Source organism: Phaeobacter sp. JH20_26, assembly GCF_048056275.1.
GTDB classification, from domain to species: Bacteria; Pseudomonadota; Alphaproteobacteria; order Rhodobacterales; family Rhodobacteraceae; genus Phaeobacter; species Phaeobacter bryozoorum.
In genome coordinates, this window is record NZ_JAYMWL010000009.1 from 199,628 (window position 1) to 225,796 (window position 26,169).

Annotated in this window: 25 protein-coding genes; 8 read left to right on the forward strand and 17 right to left on the reverse strand. The window is 58.7% G+C overall.

Translation table 11 applies throughout. From position 1 onward, the window contains the following. Window positions 1-3 precede the first annotated feature (3 nt). From flgG to VWY60_RS04390, 4 genes are read left to right on the forward strand one after another with little or no spacing between them, the layout of a single operon-like run. Window positions 4-789 (forward strand): flagellar basal-body rod protein FlgG, encoded by a 786-nt coding sequence (gene flgG / locus VWY60_RS04375; RefSeq protein ID WP_340547057.1) that lies wholly within the window; start codon window positions 4-6, stop codon window positions 787-789. Continuing rightward, window positions 789-1,205, forward strand: a complete 417-nt coding sequence (gene flgA / locus VWY60_RS04380) for a flagellar basal body P-ring formation chaperone FlgA (protein WP_340547056.1) — start codon at window positions 789-791, stop codon at window positions 1,203-1,205. The genes flgG and flgA overlap by 1 nt, the downstream gene beginning before the upstream one ends. After that, a complete protein-coding gene (gene flgH / locus VWY60_RS04385) occupies window positions 1,205-1,945 on the forward strand; it encodes a flagellar basal body L-ring protein FlgH (protein WP_340547055.1) in 741 nt (246 codons plus the stop codon). The genes flgA and flgH overlap by 1 nt, the downstream gene beginning before the upstream one ends. A gap of 9 nt (window positions 1,946-1,954) precedes the next feature. Then, window positions 1,955-2,443, forward strand: a complete 489-nt coding sequence (locus tag VWY60_RS04390) for a flagellar basal body-associated FliL family protein (RefSeq protein WP_416539913.1) — start codon at window positions 1,955-1,957, stop codon at window positions 2,441-2,443. Window positions 2,444-2,522: 79 nt separating this feature from the next. Here the strand turns inward: VWY60_RS04390 and VWY60_RS04395 are convergent, their stop codons facing one another. The 10 genes from VWY60_RS04395 to VWY60_RS04440 form a co-directional block, all read right to left on the reverse strand. Continuing rightward, on the reverse strand, window positions 2,523-2,924 hold the full coding sequence (locus VWY60_RS04395; protein WP_416539914.1) for a hypothetical protein: 402 nt from the start codon (window positions 2,922-2,924) through the stop codon (window positions 2,523-2,525). Beyond that, complete coding sequence (gene flhB / locus VWY60_RS04400; protein ID WP_416534385.1) at window positions 2,924-4,003, reverse strand: flagellar type III secretion system protein FlhB; 1,080 nt, start codon at window positions 4,001-4,003, stop codon at window positions 2,924-2,926. Before flhB ends, VWY60_RS04395 begins: the two co-directional genes overlap by 1 nt. Continuing rightward, entirely contained in the window at window positions 4,000-4,779 is a 780-nt protein-coding gene (locus VWY60_RS04405; RefSeq protein ID WP_416534386.1) for a flagellar biosynthetic protein FliR, read from the reverse strand. Before VWY60_RS04405 ends, flhB begins: the two co-directional genes overlap by 4 nt. After that, entirely contained in the window at window positions 4,776-6,869 is a 2,094-nt protein-coding gene (gene flhA, locus VWY60_RS04410; protein ID WP_416534387.1) for a flagellar biosynthesis protein FlhA, read from the reverse strand. The genes VWY60_RS04405 and flhA overlap by 4 nt, the downstream gene beginning before the upstream one ends. Before the next feature lie 13 nt (window positions 6,870-6,882). Beyond that, complete coding sequence (locus tag VWY60_RS04415) at window positions 6,883-7,683, reverse strand: transglycosylase SLT domain-containing protein (protein ID WP_416539915.1); 801 nt, start codon at window positions 7,681-7,683, stop codon at window positions 6,883-6,885. A gap of 139 nt (window positions 7,684-7,822) precedes the next feature. After that, a complete protein-coding gene (locus tag VWY60_RS04420) occupies window positions 7,823-10,279 on the reverse strand; it encodes a hypothetical protein (protein WP_416539923.1) in 2,457 nt (818 codons plus the stop codon). Then, window positions 10,279-11,148: a flagellar motor stator protein MotA gene (gene motA / locus VWY60_RS04425; protein ID WP_340547048.1), complete on the reverse strand. Its 870-nt coding sequence runs from the start codon at window positions 11,146-11,148 to the stop codon at window positions 10,279-10,281. The genes VWY60_RS04420 and motA overlap by 1 nt, the downstream gene beginning before the upstream one ends. 77 nt (window positions 11,149-11,225) lie before the next feature. Then, complete coding sequence (locus VWY60_RS04430) at window positions 11,226-11,873, reverse strand: hypothetical protein (protein ID WP_340547047.1); 648 nt, start codon at window positions 11,871-11,873, stop codon at window positions 11,226-11,228. Further along, a complete protein-coding gene (locus VWY60_RS04435; RefSeq protein WP_416534389.1) occupies window positions 11,873-12,337 on the reverse strand; it encodes a hypothetical protein in 465 nt (154 codons plus the stop codon). The genes VWY60_RS04430 and VWY60_RS04435 overlap by 1 nt, the downstream gene beginning before the upstream one ends. Before the next feature lie 9 nt (window positions 12,338-12,346). Beyond that, window positions 12,347-12,871, reverse strand: a complete 525-nt coding sequence (locus VWY60_RS04440) for a flagellar basal body-associated FliL family protein (protein ID WP_416539916.1) — start codon at window positions 12,869-12,871, stop codon at window positions 12,347-12,349. 118 nt (window positions 12,872-12,989) lie between these two features. On the opposite strand from VWY60_RS04440, the gene fliF reads away from it, so the two are divergent. From fliF to fliP, 4 genes are read left to right on the forward strand one after another with little or no spacing between them, the layout of a single operon-like run. After that, complete coding sequence (gene fliF, locus VWY60_RS04445) at window positions 12,990-14,675, forward strand: flagellar basal-body MS-ring/collar protein FliF (RefSeq protein WP_416534390.1); 1,686 nt, start codon at window positions 12,990-12,992, stop codon at window positions 14,673-14,675. Beyond that, a complete protein-coding gene (locus VWY60_RS04450) occupies window positions 14,675-15,271 on the forward strand; it encodes an ABC transporter ATP-binding protein (RefSeq protein ID WP_340547043.1) in 597 nt (198 codons plus the stop codon). Before fliF ends, VWY60_RS04450 begins: the two co-directional genes overlap by 1 nt. Beyond that, on the forward strand, window positions 15,264-15,560 hold the full coding sequence (locus VWY60_RS04455) for a FliM/FliN family flagellar motor switch protein (RefSeq protein ID WP_040175044.1): 297 nt from the start codon (window positions 15,264-15,266) through the stop codon (window positions 15,558-15,560). Before VWY60_RS04450 ends, VWY60_RS04455 begins: the two co-directional genes overlap by 8 nt. Further along, the gene (gene fliP / locus VWY60_RS04460; protein ID WP_340547042.1) at window positions 15,557-16,300 is read left to right on the forward strand and encodes a flagellar type III secretion system pore protein FliP; all 744 of its coding nucleotides are present in this window, start codon (window positions 15,557-15,559) and stop codon (window positions 16,298-16,300) included. Before VWY60_RS04455 ends, fliP begins: the two co-directional genes overlap by 4 nt. Before the next feature lie 405 nt (window positions 16,301-16,705). Here the strand turns inward: fliP and VWY60_RS04465 are convergent, their stop codons facing one another. From VWY60_RS04465 to VWY60_RS04495, 7 genes are all read right to left on the reverse strand, one after another. Next, complete coding sequence (locus VWY60_RS04465; RefSeq protein WP_340547041.1) at window positions 16,706-17,809, reverse strand: flagellar basal body P-ring protein FlgI; 1,104 nt, start codon at window positions 17,807-17,809, stop codon at window positions 16,706-16,708. Beyond that, complete coding sequence (locus VWY60_RS04470; RefSeq protein WP_416539917.1) at window positions 17,806-18,813, reverse strand: flagellin; 1,008 nt, start codon at window positions 18,811-18,813, stop codon at window positions 17,806-17,808. The genes VWY60_RS04465 and VWY60_RS04470 overlap by 4 nt, the downstream gene beginning before the upstream one ends. 3 nt (window positions 18,814-18,816) lie before the next feature. Then, window positions 18,817-20,265: a flagellar hook-associated protein FlgK gene (gene flgK, locus VWY60_RS04475; protein WP_340547039.1), complete on the reverse strand. Its 1,449-nt coding sequence runs from the start codon at window positions 20,263-20,265 to the stop codon at window positions 18,817-18,819. Window positions 20,266-20,313: 48 nt separating this feature from the next. Beyond that, window positions 20,314-21,636 (reverse strand): flagellar hook protein FlgE, encoded by a 1,323-nt coding sequence (locus tag VWY60_RS04480; protein WP_340547038.1) that lies wholly within the window; start codon window positions 21,634-21,636, stop codon window positions 20,314-20,316. Window positions 21,637-21,738: 102 nt separating this feature from the next. Beyond that, window positions 21,739-22,575: a flagellar motor protein MotB gene (locus tag VWY60_RS04485; protein ID WP_416534391.1), complete on the reverse strand. Its 837-nt coding sequence runs from the start codon at window positions 22,573-22,575 to the stop codon at window positions 21,739-21,741. 187 nt (window positions 22,576-22,762) lie between these two features. Beyond that, window positions 22,763-24,382 (reverse strand): long-chain-fatty-acid--CoA ligase, encoded by a 1,620-nt coding sequence (locus tag VWY60_RS04490; RefSeq protein WP_416539918.1) that lies wholly within the window; start codon window positions 24,380-24,382, stop codon window positions 22,763-22,765. Between the two features lie 24 nt (window positions 24,383-24,406). Beyond that, a complete protein-coding gene (locus tag VWY60_RS04495) occupies window positions 24,407-26,023 on the reverse strand; it encodes a GMC family oxidoreductase (RefSeq protein WP_416539924.1) in 1,617 nt (538 codons plus the stop codon). Between the last annotated feature and the right edge of the window lie 146 nt (window positions 26,024-26,169).

Consider the following 26,169-nt stretch of genomic DNA (forward strand, 5'->3'; position numbering starts at 1 on the left):
CCCATGCGCGCCCTCAAGATCGCCGCAACCGGAATGACCGCGCAGCAACTGCGTGTAGAGACGATTTCGAACAACCTCGCCAATATGAATACCACTGGTTACAACGCACGGCGTGCGGAGTTTGCGGACCTGCACTATCAGCAGGTGACGCGGGCCGGCACGGTAAATGCCTCTGATGGAACCGTGCTGCCAACCGGTGTGCAGGTCGGTCTTGGTGTGCGTGCCTCGGCGATTTCCATTCACCTGGCCCAGGGTGCCCTGACCCAGACCGGCAACGATCTGGACGTCGCAATTGACGGGAAGGGCTATCTGGAGGTTACCCTGCCGTCCGGCCAATCCGCCTACACCCGTGATGGCGCGCTCAAACGGTCGGCCGAAGGGTTGATTGTCACCTCCGACGGGTTCACCGTGTCGCCGGATATCACCATCCCGACCGATGCACGCAATGTGTCGATCAATGCCGAGGGCGAGGTCTACGCCTATTTCGACGAGGCCGCCGAAGGCCAGTTGATGGGACAGCTGACACTTGCCGGCTTTTCCAATCCCAAGGGTCTCGAAGCGCTGGGCAGCAACCTCTTTGTCGAAACCGAAGCCTCCGGCGCAGCCAGCGTGGCGACGCCCGGCGAGAATGGTCTTGGTACTCTGCGCCAGGGCTACCTGGAGGCCAGTTCCGTCGATGCCGTGCGCGAGGTCACCGAGCTGATCGAAGCGCAGCGCGGCTATGAAATGAATGCCAAGGTCATCTCTGCCGTCGATCAGATGATGGGCGCAACCACACAGGTCCGCTGATGAAACCGATCCTCGCCATTATGATGCTGCTCTGCGCCCAGCCTGTCTGGGCCGATATACTGGTCCCCGTGCGCACCATCCGCGCCAAGGAAATCGTGACGGCCGAGGATCTGGTTCTGAAACAGGCCGAGGTGCTGGGCGCGATCTCAGATCCTGCTCTCGTGATCGGGCAGGAGGCGCGCGTGGCACTCTATGCGGGGCGGCCGATGCGTCCCGGTGATGTCGGCCCTCCGGCCATCGTCGATCGCAATGATCTGGTCACCATTCGTTTCAAACGTGGTGGACTTACCATCCTCGCCGAGGGCCGCTCGCTTGGCCGTGGCGCAGATGGAGAGGCCATACGTGTCATGAATTTGTCGTCACGCACAACCATCAGCGGGCGGATCGCCGCAGATGGAACAGTTGAGGTAAACTGATGAAAAATAGAATTTATTTGGCAAAATCCGCCCTTGCTGGTGTGATCATGCTCAGCGCCTGCGGACGGCTCGACCATGTTGGCAAGCCTCCCACGTTCAGCCCGGCAAATGAATCGCCCGAGCATGTCGCCATGCTGTTTCAGGGGCTGCCGGTCGATACCCAGACACAGCGTCCGGTCGACCAGGCCTCGCTCTGGAGCGGCTCGCGTCAGTCGCTGCTTGGGGATCGGCGGGCAACCAAACGGGGCGATATCCTGACGGTCGTCATCGAGATTGACGAAGAGGCCGAAATTTCAAACGACACCAAACGGTCCCGCTCCGGGTCCGAGAGCCTGGCGCTGCCGCAGCTGCTGGGCCTGCCGCAGCGGATTGACCGGAAATTGCCGGACGGTGCCACGATGGCTGATGCCGTCGATATCGGCAGCAGCAGCAGCTCGGGTGGCAAAGGGTCCGTGAAACGGAGTGAGAAACTGGAACTGCGGGTTGCCGCGACTGTGGTCGATGTCCTGCCGAACGGTGTTCTCTCCATCAACGGTACGCAGGAGCTGCGCGTCAACTTTGAGATGCGCGAATTGCTGGTGACCGGTTATGTCCGCCCCGACGATATCAGCCGTCAAAATGAGATCACCTACGACAAGATCGCGTCCGCGCGGGTCTCATATGGTGGCCGCGGCCAGATCACTGATGTCCAACAACCGCGTTACGGCCAGCAGGTGCTGGACGTGATCCTGCCATTCTGAGGCCTGCACATGCTGTCAAAACTACTGCCTGTCATTCTACTGCTGGTCGGAACTGCCGGAGGTATCGGCGCCGGGATCATGATGGCTCCGGCACCGGCCCCAGAAGATCACGCTGAGGATAGCGGCGAACATGCCGAGGATATCACTCCGGAGCTGCCGGGTGATGAGGAAGAGCAGCGCGAATACATCAAGATGGCGAACCAGTTCGTGGTTCCCGTTGTCGAGCGCGAACAGCTGTCCTCGCTGGTGGTGGTGTCGCTCAGCCTGGAAACCAAGGCTGGCATGAACGAGAAGATCCACGCTTATGAACCCAAGTTGCGGGATATCTTTCTGCAGGTTCTGTTCGATCATGCCAATATGGGTGGCTTTCGCGGGGCCTTCACCCGATCCGACATGTTGACACCGCTGCGGACCGCGCTGCGTGAGGCCGCGCAGAAACAACTGGGCAAAGATATCTATGACGTCCTGATTGTAGAGATGTCGCGACAAGACGTCTGACCAATGCACTACCGAAAAGAGAAAGGCCGGTTCATTTTGAACCGGCCTTTCTCTTGGATGCCATCCTGTGTCAGGTGGCTCAGTCCATATTCATCAGGCGATTGTGCAGTTTTTGCGCCTTGTCTTTCTTGATCCTCAGGCGCTCTTCGATCGCCATTGTCTCCACCGCGTGTTTGCGACCGAATGCCTTGCGCAGATTGTCCATTGCCCGCAGTTTCTGTGCCGTGATCTGCGCCAGTTCCATATTCAACTCTCGACGGGCGCGGGTATGCCAGCCTTGCCACAGAAGATCGGCACCAAGCGCTTTCATTGCATGGTCGGAGCTGGCCAGATCGCGGCTGTCTTTGATCTGCTGGTCCAGCTTAGTCAGCTGGCCGCGCACGCGGGCTTCCGCATCCAGAACCGGCTTTACCTTGGCATGTTCCTGCAGATACAGGGCTTCGGTCACATCGGCCATCTGATCGAGCATTTTCTGCTTCATCACACCATCCCCTTGGCCCGTTGGCGCATGTTCTCCGCAAAGCGGATCGCGGCGGCAACCGGCGCATAATGCTCTTCGTGAATTTCCTCGCCGATCTGAACCGCGGCATGCAGGGCGCGCGCGGTCGGCGGATCGCTATGGATCGGGACACCATTCTCATTTGCAACTTCGCGAATGATAGCAGCGACTTCATCCACCCCCTTGGCCACACAGACAGGCGCCTGTCCTGGTGCGCGGTCCCATTTCAATGCGACAGCGTAATGAGTCGGGTTGACGATAACGACATCTGCCTTTGCCACATCTGCGACGCCCTGGCCCATGGCAATCTGATGGGCCTTTTGTCGGCGGGCGCCCTTTAGATGCGGGTCGCCTTCGGACTCTTTGCTTTCGTCCATGATTTCCTGGCGGGACATCATGTTTTTCCGATTGTGCTCTGCCTGCTGAAACGCGGCATCGATGACACCAATACCCAGCGCGATGATCAGCGCGAGGATGAGAAACTCCAATGCCAGCTGCGCCATCATCATCACGACGACAAAAGCGCCGGTGGCAGAAGACGCGATCATATCCGGCAGCCGATAGTTCAGGTAGACACCCATGCAGACCGAGTAGAGGATCAGCTTTACGGTGCTCTTGAAGAACTCAAAAAGGCCCGAACGCCCGAATTTATTCTTGGCGTTGGAAATGATCGAGATCTTTGAGAGTTTTGGCTCCAGCTTGCTGGGAGCAAAAACCAGGGCCCGCTGGGCGACAATGGACAGGAAAACAGCGGCCATAGGGACGATAAAGATCGGCAGACTTGAGGTCCCGACAGCCATCATGATCCCGCCAACCGGCACGGTGCCGGCGCCGTTGAAGAATAATTCTGCCAGCCGGTCGGGTTGATCGAGAAACGACATCAATATCGTGCCGATTTCGGCGACAACGTCTGCCCCCGACACGTAAATCGCGATGATCAGCCCGAGATAGGACGCCGCCACCGACAGGTCGGTAGATTTTGGAACTTCACCTTTTTTCCGTGCTTTCTCAAGCTTCTGCGGTGTTGGTTCATATGACTTGTCTGAGTCGTCGTCGCTCATGGCATCCCCTCACCCGGATTGGCAAAGAAGCTCATAAGCGCGGTGCTCCAGATATCCAAGATCATTGGGCTGGCAACCATCAGGATTGCGAGACCTCCGAAGGTAACCACCGGCGCACCGACAAAGGCCACCATCAGCGCGGGCATGGCGCGGTTGATGACACCCAGTGTCAGATTGTAGACCATCGAGCCGATCAGGAACGGTGCAGCGAGAGAGAACCCCATCGCAAAGGCGCGCGAAACACGGTGTACACCCCAATCCGACAGGCCGGATGCCGCCGGGAATTCACCCACCGGGAACATCATGTAGCTGTAGATTATGAATTCAGCCACACGGATATGAAGACCCAACATGACCGCCAGCGCCAATCCCGAGATCAACAGGACGGCACCAATAGCGGGCATTGGCTCGGCACCGATACCGCCCAGAACCTGTGCGAGAGACGTCGACTGCGCGGCAATTGTTCCGGCGATCTGGATTGCATGAACAAACATGCGGATCGCGACCCCGAGGGCCAGACCAACAACGGCTTCACTCAGCGCGAGACTGGCGTAATGCAGCGGGCTGGCCGGTTCCGGCAGCAACGGCAAGGCCGGCGCCACGATAAATGTGAACGCCAGCGAAATGGCCAGTTTGATCCGCACCGGGACATATTTTTCGCCAAAGGCGGGTAGTACGGACACCATGGCCGCAACCCGCAGAAAGACGATGGCCCCATGCCAAAAGCCGGCGCCCAGAAGGGCGACCAACTCAGGCGGCAGAAAGCCAATGCTCATGCCGGAACCATGCCTACCAAGGCAGGTCTGGCCTCAAGTCCGATTTCCTCGAAAGACAAAACCGGATTGAGGATGCCGCGTGATTTCAGGATTGTCCGTAGGTATCGACGACGCCGGGTCGAGGTAACAACCGCTGCAAAAACACCCTGTTCGGTCGTGCTGTTCAGTCGGTCGCTCAGCCCCTCGGCCAGTCGGTTGAACTGATCCGGCGGCAGCGCGATATCGACGGCGCCACCCTGAGCGTCGATCTGGTAGGTAGAGAAGGTCTCTTCCCATTCCGGGGCCAGCTGGATCAGCGGAATGGTTCCATCCTCGCGCTTCATCTCACCAACCAGCTGGAAACCGAGACGTTGGCGCACATGCTCACAGATGATCTCGGGCTGGTTGGTATGGAGGCGTGCCTCGGCAATCGATTCGAGAATGAGAGGCATGTTGCGGATGGACACCCGCTCCTCCAGAAGCAGACGCAAGACGCTGTGCAACGTGTCCATCGGCACCTTGTCCGGCACCAGTTCGTCCAGCAGTTTGCGATTTGCCTCGGCGCGGAAATCATCTGTCAGCTCGGTCATTTCGTTCAGCAGACGGCGCAGGGATTTCAGCGTCAGCAGACGCGGGAAGTTCTGCTTGATCACTTCCAGCAAATGGGTGGCCAGAATTTCCGGTGCGGTGACGATTGTGGCTCCTGAGAGCGCTGCATCTTCCTGGCTCTTCGAAGATATCCAACGCGCAGGTGCACCATAGACAGGTTCTGTCACATCGGTGCCGGGCGGCAGGGCTGCGTGATTGTCGGGCATCAACGCGAGCACCATTTCGGGATGCAGAATGCCGCGCACCTGTTCCACCCCTTGCACTTTGATCACATAGGTGCCGGTCATCAGCTCAGGCTCATCCGTCAGGCGGATCTCCGGCAGGATAAGCCCAAAGGTGGTTGCCACATGCGTCCGCATATTGGCAATGCGGGCATCCAGCCCGGTCCCGGCATCCAGAACCATGCTCACCAGATCCGGTGCGAATTCAAGGTGCAGGTCGTCCAGATCGAGGATGTCACCCAGCGCCCGGTTTTCCTTCGGCTCCATGACTTCTTCGATCCGCTCGTCCATATCCGCTTCTTCGCGGTCCTTCATGTTCTTGCTCATCTTATAGGCGGTGTATCCCAGTACAGCGCCGCCCACCATGAAGGGGATAAACGGCAGACCCGGAACCAGCGCAAACAGCGACATGAGCACGGCAACTGTCGCCAGAGCGGCCGGATGTTTGCCCAGTTGATCGGCCAGCGCGATATCGGTCGAGCCCGTCGCGCCGCCGCGGGCCAGCAAGAGAGCTGCCGCAATCGAGATGATGACCGAGGGGATCTGAGAGACCAGACCATCGCCAACCGTCAGGATCGCATAGGTTTCAAATGCGGAAACAACCGGCATGTCGTGAACAAGCACGCCCATGATCAGGCCCATGATCAGGTTCAACAGGGTGATCAGCAGGCCGGCGATTGCGTCGCCTTTTACGAATTTGGACGCACCGTCCAGAGAGCCGAAGAATGTTGTTTCGCGTTGTTCCACCTCGCGACGCTCGCGCGCTGTGGCGTGATCAATGGCGCCGGCCGACATGTCGCTGTCGATTGCCAGCTGCTTGCCTGGCATCCCGTCCAGTGCAAAGCGGGCGCCGACCTCGGCCATCCGCGCTGCACCTTTGGTAATGACCATGAAGTTCACGATCAACAGCACCCCAAAGACAACGAGGCCAAGGAATACACTGCCCCCCATGACGAACTGGGCGAATCCCTCGATCACCCCGCCTGCGGCATCGGTGCCGGTATGGCCCTGACCGATAATCAGTTTTGTCGATGATACATTCAGCGACAACCGCAGCATCAGAGAGGCCAGCAGGATCGTCGGGAATGATGAGAAATCCAGAGGCCGCTCGATAAACAAGGTGATTGTGAAAATCAGGATCGCAAGCCCGAAGGAAGCCGCGAGACCGATATCCAGAACCCAGGCTGGCATCGGCAGAATCATCATCACGATAATCGCCATCAGCGCGAGTGCGAGCAGCACGGTGGGGCTGAACAGTTTTTGTATATCAATATTTGGCACGGAAATTCAGCCCTTATTTCAGTACAATGAGAGCCTGCGCGGATGCGCCGCTGCCCGTTAATGGGACCAGTGAGCCCAATCGAGCTTCGCCGGAGGGCGCTGCGCCTTGGGTGATCAGCGGTGAGGGATTGTGAAGCATGGCGAGCGGTTGCGGGGCGGAGAAGGTGGCCCGTTTGCGCTCCACCGGCAGCGCGGCAACGGTCTCGACTGGCTTCAGATCAGCCCGAACTCGATCGAAACGTGCTGTATAGCGATTTGCATAGGTCGGCGTGCGCGAGTGATAGGCGCCGGCCGCCTGGGACCAATCGCCGAATTCATCATGCAGTTCGCGCAGGAAGCGCGCCGCATATTGCGCATTGGCAAGTGGATCGAACATTTGGTCAATCGAGTCGAACGCCTGACCATGCCATTTGAAGTTGATCTGGAAACACCCGACATCAAAGCTGCGCGCGCCGCGCTTGAAGTGCGAGAAGACATAGGCTCTCGCCTCATCTTCAGTCTGAAACCACTTACCGGCGCCTTCCATATTGACCGTCCACGGCCATGGCTGAAGCCCTTGTTTGCCGCCACGACCGGTTTCCGTTCTGGTAATCGCGCGCAGAACGTCCAGTGGCACGCCCTGATCACGTGCCGCGCGCCGTGCGGCGAGATCACATAACGCCGAAACCTGCGGCGAGGACGCATGTCCGGTCTGCGGTTTCAAAAACACCAATAGCCCCAGCGCCGCACAAAAAAGCGCAGACCATACTGGCAAACTGACTGTGCAGCGGGCACATCGCCGCTGTTGTCTGAAAAGAAAGCTCAATTTCGGCATTCTGCCTGTCCAAATGAGGATTCACCCTAAGTCCGAGCCTAAGACCAGAGCATTGACAAACCGTTATCATCAGATGCGCCAAGACCGCCGGTGAGGCGGTCCTGGTATCTGTCAGCGTGGCAGAAAAGATCGTTGTCAGCTATGATCCGTCTTCGGAAAGCTCTGGCTGCCGCGTCACCTTCTGCAGCAGATCGGCAATACCGCCGCGTGTTCCCTCGCTGCTTTCGACCAGGGCCCTCGCATGAGCTAGGGGCGGCAAACCACTTGGTTCTTTTGCAGTTTCTTCGATCTGTGTCGTCACCCGCGCGACTCCGCCAAACTGCTGCGCAACATCAGCATCAATGGTTGCAAGATTCTCGCGATCTTCCGAGTGCCAGAAACCGCGCGCCGCCGCATCCTCTTCGTCTTCTTCAAGAAGATATTCGCCAGCTCTTGCATATTCACCGTTTCGCCACAGCGCTTCGGCGCGCAGCTTATTTGCTTCAGACCCGGACAGCCCCATCAGCTCCACCAGCGCGGAGTGCGGTTTGTCCATCGCGAGTGCTGCCTTGGCCAGAAGCAGGCGTCGTTTGGCGTTGCCGGGTTCCATGGCGAGCTTCTTCAGGATCGACTGTGCCTGCTGTGCAAACCCGAGATCAAGCAGCCGCTGAGCCACGATATCGGCAATCGGAGCTACCTCGGCCGGGGTACCATTGGCCGCAATGACCAGCGCATACTGCAGGAATGTCACATCATCTGCGCGTTCCGTCAGCAATGTCAGAAGCGGTTCCAGCGCGGCAGTGCGCGCTGCAGGACCATCACGTCTGCTCAAGGCATCCAATTCGTTGAAGCTGTCATGGAACTGGCCGGTCAGGGCCAATGCCGAGACCACGGCGCGGCGCAAGTCCATGCCCAGTGGGCTATCGCGATTCTCGACCTCATAGGACGCGGCAAGATCCGGGACATCCGGCGACAGCGCAGAGCGCTCGGCAAAGCTGAGATCAATCAGCTCAATCAAGGCACGGGGGGCGTTTTCCGTCCGCTCCGCGACCTCCTCCGTCAGCTCCTGAGCCACGGTTTCGACGTCACCTTCCAATTTGGCGATTTCGGCTTCGGCCAGATTGATTTCGGGCACGTGGTCGACGCCGGTACGATCAACCGAACGCAGCGTGGCGCCCGCCAGATGAGGGTCACCGGCCTTTGCAAAAAGTGTGCTGACCCGCGGACCGACCTGGACCCGCAAATGTGGTGGCAGCTTGGCAAAGGCCTGCTGGATTGCATCCGTCTTTGCGTTTTTCTTGATCGTGCCATCGGCCAGCGCTGCCCAGAGCGCCACTTCGCTGTCGCAGACCTGTTGCCCGGCGAAGGCGTGGTTTACGCCAAGGTCCTGACCGTCCAGCACAGCCCCCATCGCGGTCAGCGCGACGGCATCATCATGTTCCGCTGCGCCAGACGGCATCATACGCAAGATCGCCTGTGCCTCAGCACCGAACCCGAAAAAGAGATAGGCCCGCGCCAAGGTTAGGACGGCAGCCGGATCGACATCGTCGAATTCACGCACCAGTTCAGCCCGAAGCGGTGATATCTGGTCAGAGAATGGCTCATCAGTGCCCCATTCATGGATGGCAAGCTGTGTGCTCGACAAGCAGTGTGTCGGCTGATTGGAATCGCCTGAGCGGCGCGCAACCAGGCCGGTTTCGCGATCCACGGAGGACGTGACAGAGATCTGGTCCAGCGGATTAAGAGGGCGATCACGGCTGCTCAGCGGGTCAAGGATATGTCCGGCGGGACCATCGTGAACTTCTACACCAACAAGCTCCAGAAGGCCCTGATTGGTTGCCCGGCTGATCTGTTGCAACAGCCGCTGTTCAGATTCGTTGACTGTGGCTGCGCGCTCCGTTTCTGACAGGTCGAGCAGCATATCGGTATCAACCTGTACCGGGACCGGTGTTGGTTCCGGGGCTGGCGCGGCGGCAACACTTGTGCCCCCGGCAGGATTTGCTTCAGTGTTTGTGCGGGGTGTCCGGTTCAGATTAAGGGGCAGCACCACGGCTGATGGGGCGTCCGCCACAGCCACGGGGAGGCGCTGTACCGGATTGGGCCGGGCCGAGCTGCCGGACGTGACGCCGGCCAGATCGAGTGCGGCGCGTGCATCAGCAGCGGCGCGCGCCGCTAGATTGAAGCGATAGCCTGCGCTGTTGAACGTGCCGGGCAACAGAGGCAAGGGCGAGCCTGCGATGACACGCCGCTCGGCCCCGGCGGGGCCATCGGCGATATCGATCACCAGATACCCGTCCTTCTGCACGAAGGAGGTCACCTCACATGCGCAACCAAGCTGTAGGTTTAGCGGTTGTCCGGGGTCGGCCTGCGACACAGATTGCAGGCGCGTCCGCGGAATAAGATCGAAGATTCGGGATGTATCAAACACCACTGTTGGCGTTTCAATGACCACCTGCGCCGATTGGCCTGACTGACGCAGCGACCATGGCGCGCCATTTGGAAGCCGCATGACCAGCCGGGAAAACCCGTCATGCTCTCCCGAACGGGCGACCACCGTCTGGGCATCCACAGATGCCGCAGCCAGGGTAAATGCTGCAAGGGTCAGCGCGCGCCACATCATGCTGCGTCCTGTTTCACCGACTTCAACGCGTCTTCCAGCTCAGAGAAGCCGGGGCGAATATGCGACGGGGTGTTCTGACGTCCGACTTCGATGCAGATCGCTGCGGCATGATTGTGCAGATTTGCCACCAGAACTTCTCGGATGAGGGAGTAGAAATGCGCATCTTCCTCGGTTACCGACTTCACCTTGCCGGCGAAGGGGCCAACCAGACCGTAGGCCAGGAAAACGCCAAGGAATGTCCCGACAAGCGCGCCACCAATCAGCTTACCCAGGACTTCCGGGGGCTGGTCGATCGAGCCCATCGTCTTGATGATCCCGAGAACCGCCGCAACAATCCCAAGCGCGGGCAGCCCGTCTGCAAGTGTCTGAAGCGCATGGCTGGAATGCAGCGCGTGATGAAGATTTGCCTCGATGCGCTTTTCCAGAACCTCTTCCACCTGATGGGGGTCGTCATAGTTCATCGAGGCGGACCGCATGGTATCACTGATCAGGTTCACCGCCTCTTTGTCGGCGAGAATCTTGGGATACCGGTTGAAGACCGATGAGTTCTCGGGATCCTCGATATGTTGTTCGACCTCAACGGGATTGGCCCGCGCGATCCGGATCAGAGAGAACAAGAGACACAGAAGATCGCGATAGTCGTCGGCCTTCCACTTGGGACCCTTGAACACTTTGCCCATGTCCTTCAGCGTGTGTTTTACGCCGCCGATGTCATTGCTGATCAGAAAGGCCCCGATACCGGCGCCGCCGATCATCATGAATTCAAACGGCAGGGCCTTGATGATAATTGTCATCTTACCACCGGCCAGGAGATATCCCCCGAACACCATGACAAAGATAACCACGATGCCTACAATACCGAGCATTAGGTCCACTCCGAATTTCGTTTGTTTCTACAAGTTTAGGCGATTCACGTTAAAAAAGCCTGAGGAGCAGCGCTTGCTTACTCCTTTGGAACAGACCCGTTGCGACCCGCCAGGACCACGCTGATTGTATAGGCTGCCTGCGGGCTGAGCCCGGCCATGATGCCTGCGGCTGCCTCAGGGCGCATGCGCGCGAGGAAACCAGCTGCAAATGCCGGATCCATCTCCTCAAACAGCGCTGCTGATTCCTTGGGTTTCATCTGCTCGTAGACCGCAGTCAGACGCGTCAGATCCCCTTCTGTTGCACCATCGGCGAGAGCCAGTGTCGATTTCAGCTCTTCCTCCGCCTGTTCCAGCGCAACAAGCTTCTGTTCGATTGCATCATCTGCGATCTCGAGCGCCTTCATGCGATCTTCAATCTCGGCCTCGCGCGCAGACAGTGCAGCTTCGCGCTCCTGAAAGGCCGCCAGCATGTTCTGGAGCTCTGCCGATGACGGCATCGACTTACCGTTCAAGGTGCCTTTCGGCTCATCCTTCAGAGTCGATTCGTCCTGCAGGTTTGCAACTTCCCGGGCGATCGCCGGTCCTGCCTCCAGCCCGAGGCGCACAATAGCGGATCCCATCAGCAAGAAGGCCAGCATCATGAGCGCACCGCTGCGTGTCCGCTTCATGCGCGTTGCTTTTTTTGGTTTTGCCTTCGGGGCTTTGGTCTGTGCTGTCTTGGCCATTATGCTACCCGGCCCTGCGAACGGTTGTGGCGGACAAACATCAGCCCTGCAGGTTTTGCAGGCTCAGGTTCCGGTGCCGCTTCTGGCTCGGCGTCGGCTTGATAAGCGGCGGCGAGCGCGTCGTTTTCTTCGGCAGCTGCGGGTTCGGGTGCCTGTGCCTTAGGCTCAGGCGCCGCAACTTCGGGCATGTCGTGCATGGATGCCATCATCAGTTCCAGGCGTTGTGCAACCGATTCGGCCCGGCCGGTCAGCTGGTCCAGAGCCTTGCTCGATCCATCCGATACATGGCGTGCTGCCAGCAGTGATTTATTCAGGTCATCGACCTGGGCGGAGAGCACGGCAACCGCTCCTCCCACACCTTTCTCCAGGTCGTTGAAACGCTTCAGCCGTCGCGAGAGCACCAGGCAATAAAAGCCTGCCCCCATGGCCCCGGCCGCAAGCAGGATATCTGCAATCAGTTCCATCCCGTTCTCCTAGTTCAATACGAAGTCCATAATCAGCAGATCACGCACCCGGCCCTGGCCGGTTGCGATATTGATCCGCCGCAGCATCTGTGCGCGCAGTTTCGGCAAGGCCATCGGATCGGTCAGATCCTCCAGTTCCAGTGCCCTGAGATAGCTGTTGAGAACATCGACAACACGCGGGAGGATTTTTTCGACCTCGGCCCGATGGGCGAGATCAACCTCCAGCTGAGAGCGGAATCGAAGGTGTTTTAGCCCACTTGCCTTGCGCAAGGTGATCACAATCGGTTCCATTTCGATAAAGGCGAGATTGGCGATATCCTCCGCCGTCTCACCGTTGTCCACGCCTTCTGGCGCCACTTCGGTCGCATCCACCCCTTCTGGGGCTGCGCTCTGACCAAAGGGAAGAAGGCCTGACTGGACAGCGAAGAATCCCCCACCGGCACCAGCAAGCGCAAGAACAACCCCAATGATAAGGGGCAGCTTGCTCTTGTTGGCCGGGGCGTCCTGTTCTGTGTCTACTACAGCGTCTGTCATGACTATCCCTAATACGTCGTGCCTCATCTTCTTAGCTTGCGGACACTAACCGAATGTTAAGGGCAATCCGGCAAAAGGGTTGCACATCGGACAGAATGCCGGTGCTACGGAGGTTAATGTGCAGCAGATCAAGAATGTCTGGGCAGGTTTGGACACGCGAAAGCGCCTGATTGCCGTGGGGGCCACGGTGATCGTGATTCTCAGCGTCCTGGCGATGTCCCGTGTGGCGAATACACCCACGATGCAATTATTGTACGCCGGGCTGGAAAGCGGCTCGGCTGGGGATGTGGTGCGCGCGCTTGAACAGCGCGGCACAGAATATGAAGTCCGCGGGGGGTCAATTTACGTTGCGGCCTCTGCGCGCGACGAACTTCGCATGACACTGGCAAGCGAAGGCCTGCCGGCAAACGGCGGACGCGGATATGAGCTGCTCGATTCGCTCAGCGGCTTCGGAACAACATCACAGATGTTTGACGCCGCCTATTGGCGCGCAAAAGAAGGGGAATTGGCCCGTACGATTGTGGCCAGCCCGCATGTGACCCAGGCAAGGGTGCATATTGCCAATACGGGCTCGAACCCGTTCCAGCGCACGGCCGAACCGACTGCCTCTGTGTCGGTTGTCCCGATGGGCTCGCCCATCACGCCGGCCCAGGCGAATGCGATTCGGTTTCTGATTTCCTCTGCCGTGACAGGTCTCGCGGTGGAGAATGTTGCGGTGATCGATGCCAATGGCGCCCTGATCGGCTCGCCCGAGGCCGCCGCAGCTGTTGGCGCGGGTACGGATGATCGCTCGCAGTCGATTCGCGAACGGGTCATGCGCCTGGTCGAAGCGCGCGTTGGTCATGGTAATGCTGTGGTCGAAGTCAGCGTCGAAACGGTAACAGATACCGAATCCATCCGGGAAAAGCGCATTGATCCCGAAAGCCGTGTCGCAATCAGCACCGACGTGGAAGAACGCGCGGATTCGTCTCAGAACCAATCTGGCGAAGTGACGGTTGCGTCAAATATCCCGGACGGAGACGGGGCCTCTGGCGACGGGTCGAAAGCCAGCACCAGTGCCACTCGTGAACGGGTCAACTATGAAATCTCTGAGACAGAAAAAGAGATTCTGCGTGGACCGGGTGCGATTAAACGACTGACCGTTGCTGTATTGCTGAATGGCGTCCAGACAACCACGGCAACCGGCGAAACAGTGATGGAACCCCGCCCGGAAGAAGAGCTTGGCGCGCTGCGCGAGCTGATCTCTGCCGCGGTTGGCTTCAGCGAGGAGCGCGGGGATGTCATTACGCTGAAATCGATGGAAATGCCTACGGTAGAGCCGCAAGGAACCGTTGTCAGCGCCTCCATCTTTGACAACATCTATCTGGATGCAATGTCGCTTATCCAGATGGCTGCCTTGGCACTGGTGACGCTGATCCTTGGTCTCTTTGTCATTCGTCCGATCCTTTCGAACCAGGCCAGCGTTCCGGCCCTGGGGGCACCGACAGGCGACGCCATGGACGAATTGCCGGCACTTGGCGGAGGCGGTTTCATGTCCAATCCGAACCTCGGCGCCGATCTCGCGCTGGATGGTGAGATCGAGAACAATGAAACCGGCCAGTTCGAACCCATGGGTGGCATGGGCATGGGCAGCGGCATGGGCATGGGTGACATGAGCGGATTGGGCGATATGGGTGGCCTGCCTGCCCTTGGCGGTGGCAGCGACAACCCCGTTGATCGCCTGCGCTCGATGATTGGCGAACGCCAGGAGGAAACTGTTCAGATTCTGCGCGGCTGGCTGGAAGAAAATGAGGAGAGAGCCTGATGACCATTGCCCATCTTCTTGAAGATTTTGCCATGGATACACCGGCGGTGCCGGTTGTCGAAGTCAACGAGGAATTGTTGGAAGAACAGCGTCTGGAATCCTACGAAAAGGGCTACAGCGCCGGTTGGGATGATGCGGTGACAGCCAAGGACAAGGAGAGCAAGCATGTCTCCTCGGAACTGGCCAGTTCGCTCGAAGATCTCAGCTTCACCTTCCACGAGGCGCAGACGCAACTGCTCGAATCGCTGGATCCGATGTTCAAGGTTCTGACAAGCGCTGTCCTGCCCGACGCAATGGCTGCGAGCTTTGGACATCACATAGTTGATCAGCTCACCGACATGGCCAAGAGCCAGGCGGATCAAGCGATCAATATTGTCGTCTCCCCCGGCGAGGGGGCGACGGTGCGTGCGCTTCTGACCAAGAGTTTTGCTGTACCGGTTCAGGTGCGCGAGGATGTCATCCTGAGCCCGGGTCAAGCCTATCTCAAGGTCGGCGGCATTGAGCGGGAAATCAACAGCTCGGCCCTGATCGACTCTATCCAGGATTCGATCGAGGCCTTCTCCTTTCACATAACAGAGGACAGCAAATATGGATAAGTCTGCTGAAATGAACCGGAAATCTGGCGATGCAGGCAATCCGTTTGTGTCGGTACCCGTTGAGGTCGTCGTATCGGTCGGCAAGGCGCGGCCGTTGATCCGTGATCTTGTCAACCTGGGCGAGAACGCGATTCTGACGCTCGACAAACGGGTGGAGGATCCCGTGGATCTCTATGTCGGCGACCGCCTGGTCGCCAGAGGCCAATTGGAAGAGCTGGAAGGCGAGCAAGCAGGTCAACTGGCTGTGCGCCTGACGGAAATCGCGGATTTGCAAAGCGGCCTGGGATGACACGCACTGCCCTTTTTGCCGTCGCGCTGGCGGCTATGCTGGCCCTCGGTCTGCCGGACCCTGCAAGCGCGCAGGATCTCAGCCTGTCATTGGGCGATGGTCAGTCAATCTCCGCCCGTTCGATCCAGCTGATCCTGCTGATCACCGTCCTCAGCCTCGCGCCGGGGCTGCTGATCATGATCACATGCTTTCCGTTTCTTGTGACGGTCTTGTCGATCCTGCGGCAGGCCATCGGTTTGCAGCAGGCGCCGCCGAATATGTTGATGATCAGCCTCGCGCTGTTTCTAACCTATTTCGTCATGGAGCCTGTCTTTACCGAGGCCTGGACCACCGGGATCAATCCGCTGATCGAGGAACGGCTGGATGTTGAAACCGCGCTTGAACGTGCTTTGCAGCCGTTCCGTGTCTTCATGGCGGCGCGCCTTGATCCCGATACATTCTACGCGATAGCGGATCTACGCCCGGCCACTGCGGGTATTGACCCAACCGCCGATGCGCCGCTGTCGACCTTGGTGTCCAGCTTCATGCTGTCAGAAATCGCCCGCGCGTTTCAGGTCGGCTTTCTTGTCTTTCTGCCATTTCTGGTGATCGACCTGGTGGTCGCGGCGGTTCTGATGTCGATGGGTATGATGATGGTCCCACCGGCCGTTGTGTCCATGCCGTTCAAACTCGCGTTCTTTGTCGTTGCCGACGGCTGGAGCCTTATCGCGAGTGCTTTGGTGCGCAGCTACTTCCCGTAGTTGGATATCGCCTTCCTAATCCCCCGGTCGTCATTGCGGCCGGGGGTTTTTCTGTGCCATCACCCTGAGCGCTGCCATATACCGCGGTCGCCCTCATCCTTCAGCACATCCTTGAGGGTTGATGACCGGGCTTTCCTCTCCCTCTCCCTTAGATTTAGTGATCTGGATCTCCGGCCCCGCTGATGTAATGCGCGGAGAGCGAGCCGTGCTGTCATCTCGGGCAATGCGCTGAAATGTCCAGGACCGCATCTCCCAGACCTCCAGGTTGTGACAATCACGAAGGTAGAGTTCAGTGACAGCGCATCTGCAAATCGCGGATCCGCAACAGCTCCCTTACGACGAAGCACCCCCCGAAGCCACGTGGCTTCAGGGGGTGCTGGTCTTGTCTATATTGGGGCCTCGCTGCTATCGAACTACAAATTCGGCATGCAGGGCACCGGCTGCCTTCAGGCTCTTGAGGATATCGATCATGTCCCGCGGCGATACGCCCAGGGCGTTTAGCCCGGCGACCACTTCGGACAAGGAGGTTGTTTCCGGAACTTCCGCCAGCTGTATGCCCTCCTCCTCTTCAATGGCGGCACCGGTGCGTGGGACGACAACCGTTTCGCCATCTGCAAATGGATTGGGCTGAACCACGAGGGGTGTTTCCTCGATTCGCAGGGTCAGATTGCCTTGCGCAACCGCGACACGTGAAATACGGACATCGCTGCCCATTACAATGGTGCCGGAGCGTTGATCCACAACCACACGCGCCTTGCGCTGCGGTTCGACCAGGATATTCTCGATCCGACCAACTGCATGGGCCGTTGACCGGCTATTGGTGCGCTGCACGTCAATTTCCACGGTCCCGGAATCCCGCATCAGAGCGACGTTTCGACCAAATTCCGCATTGATCGCCCGCTCGATACGGCCAGCGGTGGTGAAATCTGGCTCCCGCAGGGCAAGGCGCATGGACGTCAGTGACGAGAGATCAAAGTCGATCTCGCGCTCGACCCTGGCCCCCGATGGAATAACACCGGCGGTCGGCACCCCCTGGGTGACAGAGGCACCTTCACCCTCCGCGACCGCGCCACCAGCCAGAATGGTCCCTTGGGCAACGGCATAGATCTGACCATCGGCGGCATTCAGCGGCGTCATGACCAGCGTCCCGCCCAGTAGGCTTTTCGAATCGCCAATTGCGGACACCGTCACATCGACGGTGCCGCCAACACGGGCAAAAGGCGGTAAAGTCGCGGTGACAAACACCGCCGCAACATTCTTGGGCCGAAACTGCTCACCGGTGACATTGACGCCCAGCCTTTCGAGGATGTTCGACATGATCTCTTCGGTAAACGGTGAGTTGCGCAGACCGTCGCCGGTCCCGTTCAGACCAACCACAAGACCGTAGCCGACCAGATCATTGCCACGAACGCCGTCAAACTCGACCAGGTCCTTCAGCCGGATGGCATTGGCCTGTGCCATCGCAGGCAGCATCAGCACCGTCAGCAGAAGTCGAATGAGCTGCATCATGACAGGAACCTCATCAGAGACAGCTGTGATGTTCGCGCGGTGACAGTAAACAGGCTTTCCAGTTGGAACTGCGCCTCGTCGAGACGGGTTGCGGTCTCATATGGGTCGGCTTGGACGAGTTCATTGAACACCAGGCTCAGGCTGGTCTGCGCCGCGCCATTGCGTGTTGCCGTCTGCTCGATGCGCCCTTCAACAAAACCAAGATCCGATTGCATCTGCGTCAGTTGAACCTGGCTTTCACGCAGCTCTACCCCGGTGCTACGCAACAGTTCGAATTTCACGTCCGAGCTGAGGCTCAGGCCGGGTTCATTTACCAGTGTCGCAATCGCGAGGCTCTGCAATGTCTGTTTGAACGCAGCATCATTGGCCTTCAGAGAGACCGTGACCTCTTCGTTGGGCCCGATTCTCACCGGGTCCATCAAATCCGAAGAGCCCTGGTACATCACGGCATCAAATCCCAGAGGATCGGCAAACCAGTCCTTGACGGCCTGCACGATATCCGGGGCGGTGCTCAGCAGGGATACCTCGGTCACCAGTGAGGACATCAAGGTGTTGAGGTCGGCGAGAGGCTTGGCTTCGGTATCATTGCCGGCAAACAGGCTGCGGCCGGCCGCTTCTCCGTTCAGCGACCGGATGGCTTCCGTCAGGAACACCTCTGCCTGGTTGGACAATTGCTTCGACGTTTCGTCATTCGGCGAGGTGGTGACGGAGAAGATGTCACCGGTCAGCGTGATGACGTTATCGGAGATCAGCTCAATATTGTTCTGCATCGAGGATGCGAACAGCGCGGCCTCGGTATTTGCCACCTGAAAGGACTTGAGCCGGTCAAGGCTTCGTTCGACGTCGGACAGATAGGTGAGATCGCCACCTAGTTTCTGTGTCAGCTGCGAGGTTTTACCCGAACTCAATTCCTGCGTCAGGGTCGAGATGTCGTTCTTCAGACCCACCGACCGATTGCGCAGGAACAGATGCTGAGCCATGTCCCCATATGAGTTCATAATCATTCGTTAAATCCTCAGAAGCGTTTCCATCAGCTCATCAACGACGGAGATCATTCTGGCGTTGGCCTGATAGACTTTTTCAATCACGATAAGGTTTTGCAGTTCAGCATCACTGTCGACGCCCTGCGCCAATTCGCGCTGATACATTTCGGTATAGGTTGCCGCCGCGAAGGCGACATTCTGTTCTGCGGAATTTTCACTCTGTGCAAAACGCGACAGCAGATTCGCGCTCAGCGTGCTGGCATCCAGATTTGCGGTGCCGAGGCCGACGGACGATACCAAGCGCTTGGCGTCGAGCGCATCGGCATATCCGCGCAGAAGCGTTGCATCGCCGGCATTCCCGGGCGCCGCTGCATTGAGACCATCCCGCAACCGCCAGGTTTCAGCCTGTCCCTGCATCGCGATCTTGTCGTTCAATTCAATACGGTTGGCGATGCCAACAGTATTGGCAGGGTCAAAGAACGCACCTTGATCGGTGAAAATCCCGGGATCGGTGGCGCCCAAAGTCGGATCCAAGGTTGGATCCTGGAAGCGTTCGACGAGATCTTTTGCCATCGCATCAAGATCTTCCTGAGCTTCCACGGTCAGAACGTCGCGCACCTCGAAATGGGCCGCCAGAGTCCCGCCGCGAATTGGCCCGCCGGGGCCGGTTGCAACGTCGATACCGTTGATTTGCAGACCGGAGAGCAACCCGTTGCCGAGGGTCATGTAAGGCAGGGTATCGGCCTTGCCATCAAAACTCAGCTCAGCGGCCTGACCATCCAGAAGCACGGCGCCGCCTTCTGAGAACAGGGCGACCTGCCCACGGTCACGGTTCACAACCTTGACCGGGATAATCTGGTTCACCTCGTCGATCAACAGATCACGCTGATCGAGAAGCGATGCGGAATCGGATCCGGTGGACTGACTGACTGCAATTTTTGCGTTCAGTCTTTGCAGCTTTTCCAGCGATTGATTGACGGTATCAACTTGCACGTCGATGGCCCTGTCGGCGGCTGTGCGCCGATTGCGCAGCCCTTCGGCCGCATCGGAAATCGACCGCACCAATTCTTCAGCCTGGATCGCAAGATCGTTCAAGCGCGGCCCTGAATCCGGACGGGAAATCACCTCGATCAGACCGGAGTCAAAGTCGGTCAGCCGCTGTGTGATGGAATAGGGGTCGTCGGCGCTGCCCACCAGCTCGGTCATACGACCAAAGAAGGCGGATTTCACCTCGGCAACGCCGACCTCTGAATTGGCGGATCGCACGCTGGACTGCAACGCCGGATCGTTGATCCGCTGGACGTTGCCGACCTTCACCCCGCTGAAACCGTCGCCGGCGCTGGTGAGCGCCAGACTCCGGCGTGAATATCCTGGTGTCAGGACATTCGACAGGTTTTCGGAAACAACCGAGGTTGAGCGGCCAGCCGCCGTCAGCCCGGTCATTGCGGAATTGAGAGCACTTGTAATGGACATGGATCATCCAGCCTTTGCGCGAATGTGGATCAAAGGAGAAGGCGCTTATCAGCGCTTGATGTTGGTGGTTTCCTGCAACATCTCATCCACGGTCTGAATGACCTTTGCGTTCGACGAATAGGCGCGCTGGGTCTGGATCATGTTGGTCAGTTCCCCCGCAACATCGGTTGCGGACTCTTCACGCGCATAGCCCAGGATATCGCCTGTCGGACCCTCACCTGCATTCCACAGGAAATAGGAGCCGCTTTCGCTGGATGGCATATAGGTCTGGCGATCCATTGCGATCATACCGTTGGGATTGGGCAGATCGACAAGAGGCACCTGATAGACCACTCGGCTGACGCCGGTGTCATAATTGGCATGCACATATCCGGCTTCGTCGATTTCCACGCCGGTGAAGTTACCGACCGGGGCGCCGTCCTTTGAAATGGAGGCGGGTGCGAAGGTATCCGACAATTGGGTAAGGCCGTTGTCATCCCCCAAGGTGCCGATATTGATCTCCATCGGGCCGCCTGCAACAGACACGATGATCGAGCCGGTTGCCGGGTCATAGGCCCCACCTGTCGTTGCCGTGACAGCATTGAGAGCGCCGCCGGAGGTCCGGTTGTCATCAAAGGTCAGCGTATATTCACCGATCACAGTGGCGCCGATAGCAGTATCGGTAATGATCATCGTCCACTCGTTCGACTCGCCTGTTGCGGGAACGGTGGGAACAAATTCGATCTGCAGACTCTCCGACTTGCCGAGGTTGTCATAATACTCGATCGACAGGTTTTCGCTGGTGCCAGCCGACGTGGATTCGGTTGCGGTCGCAGGCAGGTTGACACCCAGAGACATCTCGGTTGTCGGCTCACCAGACAGTTTGTTTACATTGAAACGAACCGGTTCAAGCGCATCGGAGGTATCGCGCGGGTAGGGTGGGATCGTACCATCGGACTGTGCGGGCCAGCCCATCAGGACGAGACCGGATTCAGTGGCCAGCAGGCCATCGGCGTTGGTCCGGAACGATGCAGTGGTGGTCAGCATCATCTGCGGGTTCGCAGCGCCTGTCTCGACCTCGTTCATGGATGTCACCGGCAGCATACCGCGGCCTCGGACCGCGAGGTCAGTCGCATTGCTGGTCGACACCAGCGGGCCCCGCTCATCAATCAGGCGGACGTTGGTTGTCCGCACGCCCCCGGCCGAATAGGTGCCGCCAGACGAGCTCATGACCATCGAGTGGAAATCGGTCTGGACCCGCTTGTAGCCGGCGGTTGAGGAGTTTGCGATGTTGTCGGAAATGGAGGCCAGTCGGCTGGCATTCGCGGTAAGCCCGGCAACACCGGCATTAAGCGAGGAAGAAATCGTCATGGATACGCCTTTCTGCTGCATCGAATCTTTCTTGATGCAACAGCTAGCCGATTGCCCATTAACGGGCGGCTAACAGATAAAATTGTCTGATCTGTTCGCCGCCCATTTTTGGGGATCCATGGGTTATTTGCGCAGAAGGATGATTTCGACCCGATTGTTTCGCGCTGCCATCGGATTGCTATCCGCCAGTTTCCGATCGGCATGTCCCGTCACCCGGTGCATGCGCTTGGACTTCGTTCCACCTGATTCGAGCATCACCCGGGTCGCGTCAGCCCGTGCATGGGACAGTTCCCAGACCGGATTATTGGCGACAACGACCGCATGTGATCTGATGTGACCGCCGATCGCGATGTTGTTTTCAACAACGCCGGTGACGCGTGAAACCATCTTCACGATGTCGCGGAACAGGAGGGTCGGTTCGGCTGTACCATCTTTGAACAGCGGCGAATCCTCGGTGTCGAAGAGTTCGACTACAAGGCCTTCGTCGGTGACGCGGGTAATGATGTGCTGCGCCATCTCGATCGAGACCATGCTTTCGCCGCCACGCCCCTTCAGCTGCTCTTCCAGGGCTCGGAACTGCTCATCGGCAGCCTCGCGGTCCTTGTCCTGTTCGACGCCGGAGTCACCCTTGGCCTGCTGGGCGTCTGCGGGGTTCACATCGGTCGCACCGGTACCGTTCTGGGGCTGGATTTCCTCGGTGAACATGCTGTCCCCGCTGAACGCCCCGTTGCCGCCGCCGGAGACCCGGCTCAGCGGAATGGATGGCGAGAAATAATCCGCCAACCCTTTGCGTTGTTTCTCAGTCGTTGCATTGAGCAGCCACATCAACATGAAGAACGCCATCATAGCCGTCACGAAGTCCGCATAGGCGACCTTCCAGGCTCCACCGTGGTGACCATGGGCACCACCTGACTTTTTCTTCTTGATGATAATGGGCGCCACATTTCCTTGTGCGCTCATAATCCACCACCTATTTTCACCCACTACCGGGATATCAGGCGGTGTCTTAAGTGAGGCTTAACAGATAAATTTGCCGGCAGTTATGGCCGCCAAAGCCCCTCTTTTACCCGTAATTCGGACGGATTCCGCGCCCATTTCGTGAAATGGGCACCGCCACCAGATGCAATATTGGCGGCGGTGCAGTGCATCAGGCCTCTAGCAGAATCGCGTCGTAAGAGTCGCGGAGCTTGTTTTTCAGCACCTTTCCGGTGCCACCTAGCGGCAGCGCATCGACAAAGATGACACGGTCGGGGATCTGCCAGCTTGCTACCTTGCCCTGGTAATACTCGCGCAGATCGTCCTCGGTCACGTCGGGGGAGCGTTTTACAGCGATCACCACCGGACGTTCGTCCCATTTGGGGTGTCTGGCTGCGATTGCCGCTGCCTGAGCGATACCGGGATGGGACATCGCGATATCCTCCAGCTCGACGGTCGAGATCCATTCGCCGCCAGACTTGATGATGTCCTTGGAGCGATCACGAATGATCATATAGCCATCGGCATCAATTGTGGCGACGTCACCGGTATCGAACCATCCATCTGCCGTCAGCGCTGTATCCTCGGCGCGAAAATAGCTGTCGATCACCCAATGACCGCAGATCTGCAAATTGCCCTGCGTCTGTCCGTCATGAGGCAGAACAGCGCCGCTGTCGTCTACGATGCGCAGATCGACACCATACATGGGGCGGCCCTGTCCTTCGCGCAGCTTCGCCTGCTGCTCGGCGTCCAGCTCATTGTGTTTCTGAAGCAGCTGGTTCAGCGTTCCGATTGGGCTTGTTTCCGTCATGCCCCAGGCATGCACCAGATCAACGCCGTATTTGTCACGAAATGTGGGGATCATGACCGTTGGCAGGGCAGAGCCGCCGACAATGGTGCGTTCCAGGCTCTCGGCGGTGCATCCGGTCTCCTCCAGCCCTTTCAGCAAACCCATCCAGATGGTGGGAACACCCAGCGCCACGGTGACCTTTTCCGCATCAATCAGCTTGGCCAGGCTCGCCCCATCCAGATGCGGCCCGGGCAGTACCAGCTTTGCCCCAACCGCCGCGGTCATGTAGGGCGTCCCCCAGGCATTCACGTGGAACATCGGAACAACTGCCAGAACGGTGTCCCGCGCCCGCAGGGCGATACCGTCGGGCTGGTTGCCGCCAAGCGTATGCAGAACGCTGGTGCGATGGGTGTATTCAACCCCCTTGGGATTGCCAGTCGTGCCGGAGGTGTAACACAGGCTCGATGGCAGGTTTTCATCCAGATCAGGCCAGGAGTACGGGGTTGTTTCCATGTCCAGGAGCGCATCGTAGAACAGCACGTCTTCGATCTGGGCTGCGATCTCGGCGTCCGGCGGCCCCATCACCACGATATTCTGCACGGTGGTCAGATGCGCGCGCAGCTGTGCCACAGCCGGAACAAAGGTGGTGTCGATGAACAGGACCTGATCCTCTGCGTGGTTTATGATGTAGATCAGCTGCTCCGGTGTCAGTCGCGGGTTGATCGTGTGGCAGACAAACCCACCCCCGGAGACGCCGAAATAGATTTCGAGGTGGCGACGATTGTTCCAGGCGATGGTGCCGCAACGGGCGCCCTGCGCGATGCCCAGCCGCCCCAGGGCGGCCGCCAGCTTGCGAGCGTTGGCGTCGATGTCTCCCCAGGTGACATGCACGGTTTCGCCCGAAGTCTCGACAGATGTGACCGTGGTCCCGCTATGGAACCGCCCTGCATGTTCTATCAGCGAGCCTATGGTCAGCTGTTTGTGCATCATCTTGCCAAGCATCTTTGTCTTCTCCGAATTGAAATGTCAGGCGCGGGCCAGGGCACCGCGTATAATATCTGCCGCTTTCTCCGCGATCATGATGGTTGGCGCATTGGTGTTGCCGCCAATCAGGCGCGGCATGATCGACGCATCAACCACCCGCAGCCCCTCCAAACCATGGACCCGGAGCGCGGGATCCACCACCGCAAGCGGGTCGGTTCCCATTTTGCAGGTGCCAACCGGATGATAAATCGTATCTGCCCGCGCGCGTATATGCTGTTCCAATGCGGCGTCATCGACCTCGCCGTCGATAAACAGCTCCTTGTGAATATAGCCCGCCAGCGGTTCTGCCGCCATGATTTGCCGGGTTTTGCGCACCCCCCTGATAAGCACGGCCAGATCATCGGGATCAGCGAGAAATTGCGGATCAATCCGTGGCGGTGATGTGGGATCGGCACTGGTCAGGCCGACCGTGCCGCGCGATTTTGGCCTCAGCACGCAGATATGGCAGCTGAACCCATGCCCCATGTGCAGCTTCCGGGCGTGATCATCCACGATGGAAATCACAAAATGCAGCTGCACATCGGCACGCTCTTGGGATGGGTCCGTTTTCAGGAACGCGGCCCCTTCCGCAAAGGGAGTCGCAATCATACCACGCCCGGTTTTCCGCCAGTTCCATATGTGGCGCAACAGTGAGATACTGCCGGGCAGGGAAATGCCGAAATTGTCGCGATCCTTGGATTTATAAGCCAGTGTAAAGTCCAGATGATCCTGCAGATTCTGCCCCACCCCGGGCAGCTCATGGACCATGTCGATCCCGTGCGGGCGGATATCCTCGGGTCGACCAACGCCGGAGAGTTGCAGCAGCTGCGGCGAGTTGAACGCTCCACCGCAGAGCACCACCTCGCGGCGGGCGCGGACACTATGCTCAGTGCCGCGCAGCCGGTAGCTGACGCCAACCGCACGTTTGCCGTCGAATATGATCCGGGATGCCTGCGCCCGCGTGATCACCTTCAGATTCGCGCGGTCCATCACCGGGTGTAGATAGGCCGCCGCCGCCGAGCAGCGCTCCCCGTTGCGGTCAGCTCTGTGGAATTGCGTCACCTGATAAAGGCCGATGCCCTCGTTGTCGCCTGTGTTGAAATCCTCGCAGTGTCGGATCTGCAGGGATTGGCCGGCCTTGATGAAGGCATCGGTGATCGGGCGGGGAGATTTCTGGTTGCTGACCTGCAAGGGGCCGGCTGCACCATGCAGATCATCGCCGCCGCGTTCGTTGTTTTCGGCTTTTCGGAAATAGGGCAGCACCGAGTTCCAATCCCAACCGGGACATCCCAATGCGGCCCACTCATCGTAATCGCTGGCGTGGCCGCGAATATAAAGCATAGCATTGATCGCACTGGAGCCGCCCAGGCCTTTACCGCGCGGCTGATATCCGCGTCGCCCGTTCAACCCCGGTTGCGGCACGGTTTCATAGGCCCAATTGTTGATTTTGGGGCGTCCCGGTAGCATCGCGACCACAGCGGCAGGAGCGCGAACCAAAAGCCCGTCACCGCGCCCGCCGGCTTCCAGCAGGCAGACCGTGACGGTTGGATCTTCGCTTAGTCGGGCAGCCAGCGTCGATCCCGCAGAGCCTCCGCCGACGATCACATAATCCGCCTCCATCACGCTCTCCCCCATGTCCAGCACGAACAGCTCTCCCCAGCTGCCAGAGGATGAGCGCTGTTTTTACGGGGGCTGTCTACTCTGACGGTACGTCATCGCGCAGGCGCAATAACACGCCAAAGGCTTGATCAAGCATCGAGAAAAAT